Source organism: Actinomadura sp. 7K534 (assembly GCF_004348575.1).
In the GTDB taxonomy this organism is placed as follows: Bacteria; Actinomycetota; Actinomycetes; order Streptosporangiales; family Streptosporangiaceae; genus Spirillospora; species Spirillospora livida.
On record NZ_SMKB01000197.1, the window covers coordinates 1 to 13529 of the forward strand.

The 13529-nt window shown below is 72.2% G+C and carries 15 protein-coding genes; 7 read left to right on the forward strand and 8 right to left on the reverse strand.

The annotated features are described in order from the left end of the window. Positions 1–89 precede the first annotated feature (89 nt). Positions 90–1880 (forward strand): DUF2207 domain-containing protein, encoded by a 1791-nt coding sequence (locus E1266_RS28530; RefSeq protein ID WP_132052243.1) that lies wholly within the window; start codon positions 90–92, stop codon positions 1878–1880. Positions 1881–2037: 157 nt separating this feature from the next. On the opposite strand, the gene E1266_RS28535 is transcribed toward E1266_RS28530, so the two are convergent. Then, positions 2038–2358 (reverse strand): hypothetical protein, encoded by a 321-nt coding sequence (locus tag E1266_RS28535; protein WP_132052245.1) that lies wholly within the window; start codon positions 2356–2358, stop codon positions 2038–2040. Positions 2359–2507: 149 nt separating this feature from the next. Between E1266_RS28535 and E1266_RS28540 the strand changes: the two genes are divergently transcribed. Then, entirely contained in the window at positions 2508–3755 is a 1248-nt protein-coding gene (locus E1266_RS28540) for an MFS transporter (RefSeq protein WP_132052247.1), read from the forward strand. 40 nt (positions 3756–3795) lie between these two features. Then, the gene (locus tag E1266_RS28545; RefSeq protein WP_132052249.1) at positions 3796–4194 is read left to right on the forward strand and encodes a hypothetical protein; all 399 of its coding nucleotides are present in this window, start codon (positions 3796–3798) and stop codon (positions 4192–4194) included. Here the strand turns inward: E1266_RS28545 and E1266_RS28550 are convergent. After that, positions 4191–5177 (reverse strand): asparaginase, encoded by a 987-nt coding sequence (locus E1266_RS28550; protein ID WP_132052251.1) that lies wholly within the window; start codon positions 5175–5177, stop codon positions 4191–4193. The two genes, E1266_RS28545 and E1266_RS28550, sit on opposite strands and share 4 nt — an antisense overlap. A gap of 17 nt (positions 5178–5194) precedes the next feature. After that, positions 5195–6022: a 3-keto-5-aminohexanoate cleavage protein gene (locus tag E1266_RS28555; protein WP_132052253.1), complete on the reverse strand. Its 828-nt coding sequence runs from the start codon at positions 6020–6022 to the stop codon at positions 5195–5197. A gap of 32 nt (positions 6023–6054) precedes the next feature. On the opposite strand from E1266_RS28555, the gene dtd reads away from it, so the two are divergent. Further along, positions 6055–6480, forward strand: coding sequence for a D-aminoacyl-tRNA deacylase (gene dtd, locus E1266_RS28560; RefSeq protein ID WP_132052255.1), 426 nt, complete (start codon positions 6055–6057; stop codon positions 6478–6480). A gap of 19 nt (positions 6481–6499) precedes the next feature. Here dtd and E1266_RS28565 read toward each other — a convergent pair whose 3' ends face one another. From E1266_RS28565 to E1266_RS28580, 4 genes are all read right to left on the reverse strand, one after another. Next, positions 6500–6988 carry a hypothetical protein gene (locus E1266_RS28565; RefSeq protein WP_132052257.1) on the reverse strand — a complete coding sequence of 163 codons (489 nt, stop codon included), beginning with the start codon at positions 6986–6988 and terminating at the stop codon, positions 6500–6502. 80 nt (positions 6989–7068) lie between these two features. After that, complete coding sequence (locus E1266_RS28570; RefSeq protein ID WP_132052259.1) at positions 7069–8055, reverse strand: folate-binding protein YgfZ; 987 nt, start codon at positions 8053–8055, stop codon at positions 7069–7071. Between the two features lie 9 nt (positions 8056–8064). Further along, positions 8065–8481, reverse strand: a complete 417-nt coding sequence (locus tag E1266_RS28575; RefSeq protein WP_132052261.1) for a transcriptional repressor — start codon at positions 8479–8481, stop codon at positions 8065–8067. A gap of 343 nt (positions 8482–8824) precedes the next feature. Beyond that, the gene (locus E1266_RS28580) at positions 8825–9310 is read right to left on the reverse strand and encodes an FABP family protein (RefSeq protein WP_132052263.1); all 486 of its coding nucleotides are present in this window, start codon (positions 9308–9310) and stop codon (positions 8825–8827) included. A gap of 205 nt (positions 9311–9515) precedes the next feature. Here E1266_RS28580 and E1266_RS28585 point away from each other — a divergent pair, with 205 nt between their 5' ends. Then, positions 9516–9878: a DsrE family protein gene (locus E1266_RS28585; protein ID WP_132052265.1), complete on the forward strand. Its 363-nt coding sequence runs from the start codon at positions 9516–9518 to the stop codon at positions 9876–9878. 786 nt (positions 9879–10664) lie between these two features. Then, positions 10665–11684, forward strand: a complete 1020-nt coding sequence (locus E1266_RS28590) for a TerC family protein (RefSeq protein ID WP_132052267.1) — start codon at positions 10665–10667, stop codon at positions 11682–11684. Between the two features lie 93 nt (positions 11685–11777). On the opposite strand, the gene E1266_RS28595 is transcribed toward E1266_RS28590, so the two are convergent. Further along, positions 11778–12353: a DinB family protein gene (locus tag E1266_RS28595; protein ID WP_132052269.1), complete on the reverse strand. Its 576-nt coding sequence runs from the start codon at positions 12351–12353 to the stop codon at positions 11778–11780. Positions 12354–12449: 96 nt separating this feature from the next. Between E1266_RS28595 and E1266_RS28600 the strand changes: the two genes are divergently transcribed. Further along, the gene (locus E1266_RS28600) at positions 12450–13430 is read left to right on the forward strand and encodes a YafY family protein (protein WP_132052271.1); all 981 of its coding nucleotides are present in this window, start codon (positions 12450–12452) and stop codon (positions 13428–13430) included. Positions 13431–13529: the final 99 nt, after the last annotated feature.

Here is a 13529-nt window from a genome sequence, read left to right on the forward strand (position 1 = left end):
CCGTACGGCCGCCCCTGGGGAGGCGGTGGGGGGTACTGACCAGCCATAGCAGTGAATCATCGCATGCATTCCCGATACCATTTGCGGCCATGTCTGCTCTTGCGCCGTTCTTCCGGGTACGGCCGGTCGTCGCGATCCTCTCGGCCGTCGCCCTGCTGCCCGTGATGACCTGCACGGCCGCGGCCGCGCCCGGGCCCGACGCGCGAGCGGCCGCAGGTCAAGCAGGGCAGACGGCGCAGGCGGGGCAGGCGGCGCAGGGCCGGGTGCTGAAGGAGGACGCCGTCCTCACCACCGGCCAGGGCGGCGTGGTCCGGGTCAAGGAGACGATCGTCTACCGGTTCGCCGGCGAGAAGGGCTTCGAGCGGACGTTCCCGACGCGCGAGCACGAGAGCCTGACCGAGGACCGCGTCTACCGGCTGTCCAACCTGCGGGTGAGCAGCCCCGACGGCGGCCCCTCGGAGGTCAGCTCGTCCAGCGAGGACACCCGGACGACCGTCAAGGTGGCCGGCGGGCAGGAACTGACCGGCGACCGCACGGTCGTCCTGGAGTACGACCTGCGCGGCGCGATCACCCGGATGGGGCAGGCCGAGGAGCTGCGCTGGCCGGTCATCGGCGGCTGGAAGGTCCCGGTGGACGAGGCGCGCGCCACCGTGGACGCCGGTGCGGCGATCCGCAACGTCAACTGCTTCACCGGGCCGCTCGGCAGCACGATCGGCTGCACGCAGTACTACATGAACCACTCGCATACCCAGGGCGTCTACGCCCAGCAGGGGATGCTGCCCGGCGAGTACGTCACGGTCGTCGCGGGCCTGCCGGCCGGCACGACCGGCGGGCAGGCCATCCACGAGCGGCGGCACACGATCGCGACCGCGTTCGCCGTCAACGCCGTCACCGGCTCCGCGCTCGCGGCGCTGCTCGTGCTGCTCGTCGGCGGCGTCGCGGCCCTCTACCTGCTGCGCGGGCGCGACGCGCGCGTCGTGGTCAAGAAGGCGGCGGAGGGCGACCACGCGCCGGTCGCGGGGTCGGAGTTCGAGCCGCCGGACGGGGTGCGCCCCGGCCAGATCGGCACGCTGATCGACGAGCAGGCCGACGTCATCGACGTGACCGCGACGATCGTCGACCTCGCCGTCCGCGGCTACCTCCTGATCGAGGAGGAGGACCGGGCGGTCACCGGCCGGCTGGACTGGACGCTGCGGAAGCTGGAGCGGCCCGTCGCCGACCTGCTGCCCTACGAGCGGATCCTGCTGGACGCGCTGCTGACCGCCCCGGACGGCACCGCCCGCGACTCGGTGCAGCTGTCGGAGCTCGGCGGGACGTTCGCCACGAAGCTCGCCCAGGTCAGGTCCGCGATGTACGACGACGTGGTGAAGCAGGGCTGGTTCGCGCGCCGTCCCGACACCGTCCGGTCGCGCTGGACGATCGCGGGCATCCTCGTGACCGTCCTCGGCATCGGCGGGACCGTCGCGCTGGCGCTCACCACCGAATGGGCGCTCGCCGGGCTCGCGGTGATCATCGCGGGCGCGGCGCTGGCGTACGGCGGCCAGTACATGCCCGCGAAGACGGCGCGCGGCTCGACCGTCCTCGCGCACACGATCGGCTTCCGCGCGTTCCTCGAACGCGGCGTCATCCCGGACGAGGACGAGACGGCGTCCCGGCAGCGGATCGCGCTGTTCTCCCGCTTCCTGCCGTACGCGGTCGTGTTCGACACCGTCGCGACGTGGGCCGAGACGGTCAAGGACGCGGGCGAGCGGGCCGAGGGCGCGGACAACCTCTACTGGTACGAGGGCCCCGCCGAGTGGGACCTGTCGAAGTTCGCCGAGTCGATGCGGACGTTCACCCTCACCACCTCGGGCTCGATCTCGCAGTCCCGCGGCATGTGACGCCGCGCCCGGCGCACCGGGGCGGACCCGCGGTGACCGCCGGGAGGGGTCTCGACGGTCACCGCGGGCTCGGACAGCGCCCGCCGGGCGGGGTGCAGGGCCTAGGGGCCGGTACCGGCGGGCGCCGCGTTCTCGGGTGAACCGGTCTTGATGGACGTCACCGGCGCCTGCGCAATCGCTTCCCGCCCTTGGCGGCGGCCGGCGGATCGGCCTCGCGGACCCGCCGTTCCTCCCGCTGGACCACCGGAGGGGTGACGGGGTCGCGGCGCGTCCGCTGGGCGGGGCTGCCCCGGATCACACCGCCCTGGACGGGCCCCCGGTGCGGCATCCCGGCCGACCCGCTGGGAGTGCGGCGGCTCCAGCGGTGGCGGGAGGTCAGCAGCGTCATCGCGATCCAGACCACGAGCGCGGAGAAGATCACGATGGGCGCGATGACGTAGAGGTAGGCGTCACCGAGGCGGGTCGAACTGGCGAGCATGGCGGCACCTCCTCTCCCTGGCCCGTACCCGAGAGCAGGCGCCTAACCGTTTTGTCCGCCGGGGAGTGCTCGTCGGAGGCGTCCGGACTCGCCCCTAGGATGTGTGACGTCGCTCTTGAGGGGGTTTTGGTGGGGTCAGGCAGGACGTCGTGACGGCGCGGCGGGCCGGGCAGGCCGGTTCGCTGCTGATGATCGTCCTCGTGGCGGTCAGCCTGCGGCCGGCGATCGCGGCGGTCGGGCCGGTGCTCACCGAGATCAGCGACGAGTTCCGGCTGTCCGGCACGGCGGCCGGCGCGCTGACGACGCTGCCGCTGCTGTTCTTCGGCGCGTACGGCCTTGTCGCGCCGTTCCTGCGCAGAGCCCCGCGCGCCGAGACGCTGCTGGTCAGCGCGATGGGGCTGCTCGTCGTGGGGCTGCTCCTACGGCTGCTGGGCGCCCCGTTCCCGCTGTTCGCGGGGTCACTGGTCGCCGGGATCGCGATCAGCATCGGCAACATCGCGATGCCCTCGATCATCAAGCGGGACCATCCGACGCGGATCACCACGGTCACGGCCGTCTACACGGTGGCCGTGACGAGCGGCGCGTCCCTCTCGTCCGGGCTGGTCGTGCCGGTCGAGAACCTCTTCGACTCGTCGTGGCGGCTGCCGCTGGGCCTGCTGGCGGTCCCCGCGGCGCTGGCGGGCCTGCTGTGGGTGCCGCGGGCGCGCCGGGCGGCGCACGCGGCGCGGTCGGCGCCCCCACCCGCGTCGTCGCGGGGCGTGGCGGCCATGGTCTGGCGCTCCGGCCTGGCCTGGAACGTCACGGTGTTCATGGGCGTGCAGTCCCTGCTGGCGTACGTCGTGCTCGGCTGGCTCCCGACGATCTGCCAGAGCCGCGGGATGGACGAGACGTCCGCCGGGTTCGTCCTGGCCCTGTCGGCGGCGATCCAGGCGGCGGGGTCGCTGGCCGTCCCGGTGCTGGCGCGGCGGACGCGCGACCAGCGCCCGCTGGTCCTCACCACGGCGACGCTGACGTTCGTCGGCTTCATCGGGGTGACCTGGGCGCCGATCGGGTCGGTGTGGGTGTGGGCGGTCGTGCTCGGCCTGGGCCAGGGCATCGGGTTCGCCACCGCGCTGTCGTTCATCGGGCTGCGCGCCCACGACGCCCCGGTCGCGGCCCAGCTGTCGGGGATGGCGCAGGGCGTCGGCTACGTCATCGCGGCGCTCGGCCCGCTCGGCGTGGGCGCCCTGCACGACGTCACCGGCGGATGGAGCGTTCCGATCGCCTGCGTGCTGGGCGTCGTCATCCTCATGGCCGTGCCCGGACTGGCGGCGGGCCGCAACCGCACGGTCGGCGACCCCGCGGACGAACCTCCCAATGCGGTTAACACGGGAATTAGCGGACACACCCCTGAATAACCCCGTGTGAGACCCGAAACGGCACCGGGAGGTGGACCGGATGCTCGGCACGATCCTGACGACCCCGACCCTGCTCGCCGACGTCACGGAAGGGCCCTGGGAGTATGCGTGGATCATCCCGGTGGTCGCCGTGGTGGGGCTGCTGGCCCGCTTCTACATGATGCTGGCGGCGTCGTCCCGGCCCATCCACCCGGACCGCAGGAACGACCAGGACAACCACCGCGGCATGGAGCAGGGCGGCACGTACACCTACCGGCCCGGGATGTTCTCCCACAGCTACCCGCCCTCGAAGGAGTCGCAGGCCGAGGAGTTCCGCCACGACAACCCGCAGCCGGGCCGTGAGCCGAAGAAGCCGTGGCCGGACGGCCTCCTCTACGAGCAGACGGTCGTCAAGGAGGAGTTCGAGGACCTGAAGGCGAGAAAGCCCGACAACGTCTAGAAGCCGGTGAAGAGGCCGGAGGTGGGGCGGACGGCGCCCACCACGGCGCCGCCGCCGCGAACCTGGACGATCGAGAGCTCGTCCAGCGCGGCCTTCTCCGTCTCCTCGGCGGCCGGGCCCTCGTCGACGCCCAGTGCGCGCAGAAGGGCGACGGTGACGGGGGTCCGGGCCCGCATGGCGCCGTCGTCGATCTTGATGGCGCCGGCGCGGCCGTCGGCGAACGCGAACGCGTCCACTCCCTCGGCGCCGCACTTGACCAGCAGTCCCGGGACGGCCTCCATGAGCCGCCGCTCCTCGCGCCGCGTGCCCGACGTCCACTGCGGATGGGCGCGCATGGCGTCCGCGACGCGCCGCTCCGGCATGCCCGGCCCGGCGAGGACGAGCGCGCGGAACGCCCGCGCGACGCCCACCGCGGACAGGGCGAAGAGGGGCGCGCCGCACCCGTCGACGCCGACCGCCGTGACCGGCTCCCCCGCGAGTTCCTCGACCGTCTCCCGGACCGCCGCCTGCAGCGGGTGGCCGGGGTCCAGGTACGTCTCCGTCGGCCAGTCGGCGGCGACGCAGGTGGCGAGCATCGCGGCGTGCTTGCCGGAGCAGTTCATGCGCATCCGGGAGGCCCCGCCGCCCGACCGCGCGACGTCCTGCTGCTTGGCGGGGTCGAGCGGCCAGCTCTCGGGGCAGCGCAGGTCGGCGGCCCCCAGCCCGGCCTGGGCGAGGATCTTCTCCACCCCCTCCACGTGGAACTCCTCGCCCGAGTGGCTGCCGGCCGCCAGCGCCAGCAGCTCCCCGTCAAGGTCGAGGCCGGACCGCAGCATCGCGACCGCCTGCACCGGCTTGTTCGCCGAGCGCGGGAAGATCGGCACGCCGGGGTCCCCCGCGCGGACCGCGACCGACCCGTCGGCGGCGAGGCCGACCGCCGCGCCGCGATGGCGGGACTCCACGAACCCGGACCGTTCCACCTCGGCGAGCACAGGATTGATCATGTGTGCGTCCTGCCCGGTCACCGGGCCTTGATGCCTAGCAGCTCGCGGGCGTCCTGCGCGGTCATCGGCGGGCGCTGGGCCAGCTTGGCCGCCTGCGCCGCCCGCTCCACGAGCTCGGCGTTCGCGGACACCGGCCGTCCCTTCGCGAAGGTGACCGTGTCCTCCATGCCGACCCGGAGGTGCCCGCCCGCCGACAGCGCCGCGAACAGCACGGGCAGGGACGTCCGCCCGATGCCCGTCGCCGACCATGTCGCGCCCTCGGGCAGGGCCTCGACGGCCGCGACGAGCGTCCGCGCGTCCCCGGGCATGCCGCCGGGGACGCCCATCACCAGGTCGCAGTGGACATGCCCCCCATAGGGGAGCCCGTGCTTGTCCAGGAGACGGTGCAGCGCCGCGACCTGCCCCAGGTCGAACAACTCGAACTCTGGGACGACCTCCAACTCCTGGGTTCGTTGGTAAAGCTCCACCATGAACGGCCAAGGGTTCATGAAGACGTCGTCACCGAAGTTGACCGTCCCGCAGGTGAGCGAGCACATGTCGGGCTGCGCGTCCAGGACGCGCAGCCGGTCCTCGTAGGGGTCGGTGACGGCACCGCCCGTGGACAACTGGACGATCAGTCCCGTGCTCTCCCGCAGCGCCCGCACCGTGTCCCGCAGCCGGGCCAGGTCGAGCGTGGGCCGCGCGTCGTCGTCGCGGATGTGCACGTGGATCACGGCCGCGCCGGCGGCCTCGCACTCCTTGGCCGTCTGGACCAGTTCCTCAAGGGTGACGGGCAGGGCGGGGACGTCCGACTTCGCGGACTCCGCGCCCGTGGGCGCCACCGTGATGAGCGTCGTTGCTCCCATACGCGGCAGAATACGCGGCAGAATGCACGTCCATGCGTGCGGTAGTCCAGAGGGTGAGCCAGGCCAGCGTGTCCGTCGAGGGACGGGTCGTGGGCGCGATCGACGGGCCGGGACTCCTGGTCCTCGTCGGCGTGACCCACGACGACGACCCCGGAAAGGCCCGCAGGCTCGCCGCCAAGCTGTGGGGCCTGCGGATCCTCCAGGACGAGAAGTCGTGTTCGGACGTCAACGCGCCCCTGCTCGTCGTCAGCCAGTTCACCCTCTACGGCGACGCGCGGAAGGGCCGCCGCCCGACCTGGACGGCCGCCGCCCCCGGCCCGGTGGCCGAGCCCCTGGTGGACGCGGTCGTCAACGAACTGAGGGCTCTCGGCGCGAAGGTCGAGACGGGCGAGTTCGGCGCGGACATGAAGGTCGCGCTCGTCAACGACGGCCCCATCACCCTCATCGTGGAGATGTGACGCGCCCCTTGGGACGGGCTCAGCGGAAGCCGTAGACCATGCCCACGAGGGTGGCGACGGTGCCGAGTGCGGCGAGGGCGACCATGGAGCGGTCGACCGGGGTGAGGCGGCCGCGCACGTCCGGCGAGTGGACGACGACGCCGGTCTCCGGGTCGGTGTCCTCGTCCCGCTTCTGGAACGGGGTGCGGAGCCCCGCGAGCCGCCAGAGCGCGTCGTTCTTCAGCTGCTGGTGGTTCGGGGCGCAGGCGAACAGCCGCCCCCGGACGCGCTTCGTGCACGGGTGGCCCTGCCGCTTCAGCACCCGGCACAGCGTCGGGACGAGCAGGAACTCGTACAGGCACCACGTCAGCAACCCGAGGAGCGCGATCCGCCACGACTGGAACCACCAGGCGGCCCCGGCGAACGCGGCGAACAGGGCCCACCACAGCAGCGCGGACTCCCTGCGGGGAAGGCGCCGGGCACCCCGCCGTGCCGCCGGCGGCTCCTGTCTCCCCAGGTTCGGGACCATCGGTAGGAATCCACCTTTCCCGGGCGGCATCCAGTGAGAAATCGTCTGTATCAGACGATATTGCCCCGGGGGTCGGTGAGCTACCCGTGTTTCGCGGGCCGACGGCGAAGATCGATCTGCGCGTTCGCACCGGTGTCCGGCGACACCACGACCTCCTGCGCCGCGGCGACCCCGCCCGCCAGCAGCTCGGCGTCCACCGGCACGTTCCGCTTGACCATCGCCAGCGCGACCGGCCCCAGCTCGTGGTGCCGCGCCGCCGACCCGACGAACCCGACGTTCCGCCCGCCGGGGATCTCCACCGGGTCGCCGGGCGCGGGCAGCCGGTCGACGCTGCCGTCCAGGTGCAGGAACACCAGGCGGCGCGGCGGGCGGCCGAGGTTGTGGACGCGGGCGACGGTCTCCTGCCCGCGGTAACAGCCCTTGTTCAGGTGGACGGCCGTCTCCACGTACCCCGCCTCGTGCGGGATCGTCCGGTGGTCGGTGTCGACGCCGAACCGGGGCCGGTGCTCGGCGATCCGCAGCGCCTCGTACGCCCAGATCCCCGCCGGGCGCAGCCCCTCGGGGAACTCGCCCCGCGGCACGACGCGGGTGACGGTCCCGGCGGCGTCGGGCCAGGAGAGCGTCCCGGGCTCGGCCGGGCCGGGGCCGGTGACCACGGCGTGGGACGCGGAGACGTCCTCGACCTCGACGCGGAGCATGAACCGCATCCGGTCGAGGAACTCCACCAGCGGCGCCGCCGACCCGGGCTCCACGTGCGCCCACACGGCCTCGCCGTCGTCGATCAGGAAGAGGTGGTTCTCGATGTGGCCCTTGGCGCCGAGCAGCAGCGCCTCGGTCGGCTCGAACGGCTGCAGCGCGTCGAGGTGCTGGCTCAGCAGGCTGTGCAGCCAGCTCAGCCGGTCGGGCCCGGAGATCCGGACGACGCCCCTGTTGCTCCGGTCGACGAACGCCGCCCCGTCCGCCAGGGCGCGTTGTTCCTGCGAAGGCTCCCCGTAGTGCGCGGCGACCTCCCGGTCGGGCGCGTCGGCGGGGACTGCTCCGGGCGTCTGCAACAGCGGGCTCTCCATGCCACCAGGCTACGTGGCGCGGCAGTCCTTGCAGCGCCCGTAGACCGTGAGGTGGTGCACGTCGGTCTCGAACCCGTAATCGCGCTGCAGGACGTCGGCCAGACCCGTCGCCGCCCGCGGATCGACGTCCTGGACGGTGTGGCAGCCGCGGCACACCAGGTGGATGTGCTCGGCCTCGGCCGCCAGGTGGTAGTTCGGCGGGCCGTGCCCGAGGTGCGCGTGCTTGACGAGGCCGAGCTCTTCGAGCAGTTCGAGCGTCCGGTAGACGGTGGAGATGTTCACGCCGCGGGCGGTGCGCTGGACCTCGGTGCAGATCTCCTCCGGGGTCGCGTGCTCCAGGTTGGTGACCGCCTCAAGGACCAGCTGGCGCTGGGGCGTGACGCGGTACCCCTTCGCCCGCAGCTCCTCCTGCCACGACTCGACCATGCCCCCAAGTCTAGAACCCGGTTCCGGGTGCGGCCCCCCGCCGCGGATTCCGCCGTGGGAAAACCGGCTTGCCCCCGCGCGAGGCGCTCGCATAGCGTGCGTGATACGCGCGAAAGGAGGTGGTCCAAGAAATGATTGATTCTGGGACTCGCGAGGTGGCTGTCCGCTAGTCGCCGTCCCGCCTCGGCGCCGCCGCTCCGGCGGTGGCAACCGGTCGCGACGGCGACCGGCGAATACCAGGCAGACACCCGGTCCCCGGACCGATGGACCCGTCCTGTCCATCACCCGCCCGAGCGGGAAGGTCCGGGGATCGTTCATGTCCGGGGCCAGGCGGGGGTCGACCTCAGCCGACCCGCTTGAGCTGGGCGGACAGGTGCGACTGGAGGTCCTGCCCCATCGCCGCCATGTCGTAGGCCCAGCCGAGGTCCTCGCCGATCATCCCGTACAGGCGGTGCCCGCCCGTCACCTCCTTCGCCGACTCCGTGCGGGCGACGACGTCCGTGTGCAGCTCGACCCGCGTGAACGCCACGTTCCCGACGTAGATCTCGACGATGCCCGTGGGGTGCGCCAGCGTGACCTCGACCTTGTGGTCGGGACGCGGCCGCCAGTAGCCCGTCTCCATGCCCAGCGGGCGCCCGAGCGTGCCGTCCTCCTCGATCATCCACGTCCGGCTGGCGTAGATGAGGAACGGCTTCCCGACGTGGGTGAACGACATCTCCTGACCGAAGTTGAACGACTCGATCGTGGGATAGCCGCCGACGCCGGCTCCCTCCCAGGTGCCGAGGAGGAACTTCAGCGGCTCAAGGTCCGGGTGCAGCTCAGGATCCATGGGCACCGAGCGTAGCGGCGCGCCCGCCGCCGTGCCGCCGGGTCGCCGTCCGCCCGCCGCCGGACCGCTACTTCAGCCGGCCGAGCCGGATCACCAGCAGGACGGCGGCGACCGCCATCAGCCCGAGAACGAGGACGAGGATCCCGGCGTTCACCATCCCACTCATAGCGCGATGCTACGGGGGCACCGGGGCTAGAGTGCGGTTATGGCGAGACCACTGGTGATCAAGGTCACGGCGGGGGCCGACGCACCCGAGCGCTGCAACCAGGCGTTCACGGTGGCCGCCGCCGCCGCGGCGAGCGGCGTGTCCGTCTCCCTCTGGCTGACCGGAGAGTCCGCATGGTTCGCGTTGCCGGGGCGGGCGGCGGGGTTCTCACTCCCGCACGCCACTCCCTTGGACGACCTGCTCGCCGTGATCCTCTCCGCTGGGCGGGTCACCCTCTGCACCCAGTGCGCGGCCCGGCGCGACATCGGCCCGGACGACGTCCTCCCGGGCATCCGCATCGCCGGGGCGCCGACCTTCGTCGAGGAGATCACGACCGACGGGGTCCAGGCGCTCGTCTACTGACGCGGCGCGGGCCGTCGTGAAGGCGAGGACGAGACCGGCCGCGGTGGCACCGGCCAGGCCGAGCATGAGGTCGCCGATGGTGTCGCGGTAGATGGACACGGTCTCGGGGGTGTCGAGGATGAAGACGCCGTACTCGAAGAACTCCCACAGGATCGCCGCCGCGGCGCCCATGCCGGTGCAGCACAGCGCGAGCGTCCAGGACGTGATGCCGCCCCAGCGCCGCAGGGCCAGGCCGCCCGCCGCGCACAGCAGCGCCCAGTTCCCGAAGTGGCACGCGTCGTCGAACCACGTCACGGTGTCGTACAGGTCGGCGGCGTTCCCCGCGACGTCGATGAGGAACGGGACCGTCACGAGGAGGTCGATGTCCCACGGGAACGCCCTGCCCTGGCCCCGGAGCGCCCAGATCAGGGTGACGAGCATGACGGCGGCGGGGTAGGCGGCCACGCGGACGCCCATCGCCTTGTCCGCGAACCGGTCCCACTCGGGGAAGGCCACGGCGAGCGCGAGGAGGGCGGCCAGGGCCGCCTTGGCGAGAAGGGCGGGGGGACGCCAGCGCGAAGTATCCATGCCCGCAGCCTGCCGCCCGCCCGCCGCGGCCACATCGGCGCAAGTACTCAGCCGCACCTGGGTGAACTCACCCGGTTCCGGGGGCGCCGGGTGCGCTTCACGCCCTGGTAAGGCTCCGTCCGCCGCCCGGTCTCCCGGGTGTCACCGCTCATTCGACGGTAGAACAGTCGCAGAACGGATATACGACAGCCGACACCTCGCACCGAGTGGAGCCACCGCATGGTCGACATATCCGCATGGGCCTGGACCGCGACGATCGCATTGATCGTCGGGCTCTTCGTGCTCGACCTCCTGGTCGCCGTCCGGCGGCCGCACGCGGTCGGTATGCGGGAGGCGACCTTCTGGTCGGTGTTCTACGTCGCCGTCGCGCTGCTGTTCGGCCTCGCCCTGTGGATGCTCGTCGGCTCGACGGCGGGCACGGAGTACTTCTCCGGCTACGTCGTCGAGAAGAGCCTGTCGGTCGACAACCTCTTCGTGTTCGTGATCATCATGGCGCGGTTCGAGGTGCCGGACGAGTTCCAGCAGAAGACCCTGCTGTTCGGCATCGCCGCCGCGCTCATCCTGCGGGCCGTCCTGATCGCGGTCGGCGCCGCGGCGATCAGCCTGTTCTCCTTCACGTTCCTGATCTTCGGCCTGGTGCTGATCTGGACGGCGATCCAGCTCATCCGGCACCGCAACGAGGAGCCGGACGTCGAGGAGAACTTCCTGGTGCGCCGCGCCCGCAAGCTGTTCCCGGTCAGCGACGACTACCACGGCGGCCGGATGCTCGCCCGGGAGAACGGCCACCGCGTCGCGACCCCGCTGCTGATCGTGTTCGTGGCCATCGGCAGCACGGACCTGCTGTTCGCCCTCGACTCCATCCCGGCCGTGTTCGGCGTGACGAGCGAGCCGTTCATCGTCTTCACCGCCAACGCGTTCGCCCTGCTCGGGCTGCGCGCCCTGTACTTCCTCGTCGAGGGCCTGCTGGACCGCCTCGTCTACCTGACGATCGGGCTCTCCTCGATCCTCATCTTCATCGGCGTGAAGCTGATCCTGCACTTCCTGCACGAGGACGTCTCCAAGTCGATCCCGGAGATGCCGACGCCGCTCTCGCTCGGCGTGATCCTCCTGATCCTGGTCGTGACGACCGTCGCCAGCCTGCTCCGCGTCCGCACCCACCCGGAGGAGAAGGCCAAGCCCGGCTCGCTCCGCGCGGCCACGAAGAAGCAGCCCCGCGAGGAGGACACCGCCAACTCCTGACCCCAACCGTTGACTTGCGGCGAGTTGTTGTCATCCGGCCCGCGGTGACAACAACTCGCCGCAAGTCAACGAGTCTGGTGGGGACGCTGCTGCTCAGCCCATCGTCTTCGCGCCGTCCAGGGACTCGCGGATGATGTCGGCGTGCCCCGCGTGCTGGGCCGTCTCGGCGATGATGTGCAGGAACACCCGCCGGATCGACCAGTGCGCGTCCTGGAACCACGGAGCCTTCGGCAGCGGGTGCGTCGCGTCCAGGTCGGGGAGGGCGGCGACCAGTTCGTCGGTGCGGCGGGCGACCTCGGCGTAGGCGTCGAGCACGCCGGCCAGCGTCTCGCCGGGCAGCATCCGGAACTCGTCGGCCCGCCGGGCGAAGTCCTCCTCGGTCATGTCGTCGAAGTCGCCCATCGCGGACGGGCCCTCCAGGATGAAGTCCACCCAGCCGCGCTCGGTCGCGGTGACGTGCTTGATGAGTCCGCCGAGGCACAGCTCACTGGCGGTCGTCCGCAGCCCGGCCTGCTCGTCGCTGAGGTCGCGGGTGGTGAAGCGCAGGAAGTGCCGGTGCTTGGCCAGCATCGTCAGCAGGTCGGCGCGCTCGCCGGTGGGCGCCGACCTGCTGACGGTGCCGGCCAGGTCACGGGTGTCCGGGTTCTCGGTCGTCGCGTTCACGGTCATGGTCTCCGCCTTCGATCACTTTGCTCCGTCGGACGAACACCACGCTAGGGACCATAGCGGCCACTTTCTGACCTGAAGTGCCGGAGAATCGAAGACATGGCGAACACCAGCGACCGGACGCTCCGTCTGCTGTCCCTGCTGCAGACCCACCGCTACTGGCCCGGCGCCGAGCTGGCCGACCGGCTGGGCGTCTCCGTCCGCACCCTGCGCCGGGACATCGACCGGCTGCGCGAGCTGGGCTACCCGGTCCACGCCCAGCGCGGCATCGAGGGCGGCTACCAGCTGGCCGCGGGCGCGACGCTGCCGCCGCTGGTGATCGACGACGAGGAGGCCGTCGCGCTCGCGGTCGGGCTCCAGGCCGCGGCGCAGGGCGCGGTGGCGGGCATCGCCGAGTCCTCGGTGCGCGTGCTGGCCAAGGTCGTCCAGGTCATGCCGGCGCGGCTGCGCCACCGGGTGGAGGCGCTGCGCGCGGTGACGGTGCCCGCGGAGTGGGGCCGCCCGGCCGGGGCGGACATCGACTCCGCCGTCCTCACCACCATCGCGCTGGCCTGCCGTGACAGCGAACGGCTCCGCTTCGCCTACACCGACGCCCAGGGCCGGGCGTCCGACCGGCACGTGGAGCCGCACCGGCTGGTGCCGGTCGGGCGGCGCTGGTACCTGGTCGCGTACGACCTCGTCCGGCACGACTGGCGCAGCTTCCGCGTCGACCGGCTCAGCGGCCCGGACGGGACCGGCGCCCGGTTCCGCCCCCGCGAGCTGCCCGCCGTGGACGCCGCAGAGTTCGTCAGCGGCAGCCTGCGGGAGCCGCCGCGCTCGTACCGGGTGGAGGTGCTGGTCTACGCACCGGCGGCCGACGTGCGTAAGCGGATCGGCCGCTGGTGCGCCGTCGAGGAGATCGACGCCGAGCGCTGCCGGGTGCGGATGACCTCCGACACCCTGGACTGGCCCACCATGGCGCTGGGCGTGGCCGGCGCCGACTTCCAGGTCGTAGAGCCACCGGAACTGCTCGACCAGCTCAACGACTGGGGACAACGCTTCACCCGCGCCGCGTCCCTCCGCCAGCCGACGGAGCCCTGACGGCGGTGTGAGGCGCGGCATCGCGGCCGTCGCCGCTCGCTACGGCGCCGGACGTCCGGTGAACTCTGGCTTTACCGGGTGCGGGGGGCGGGCTCGCGC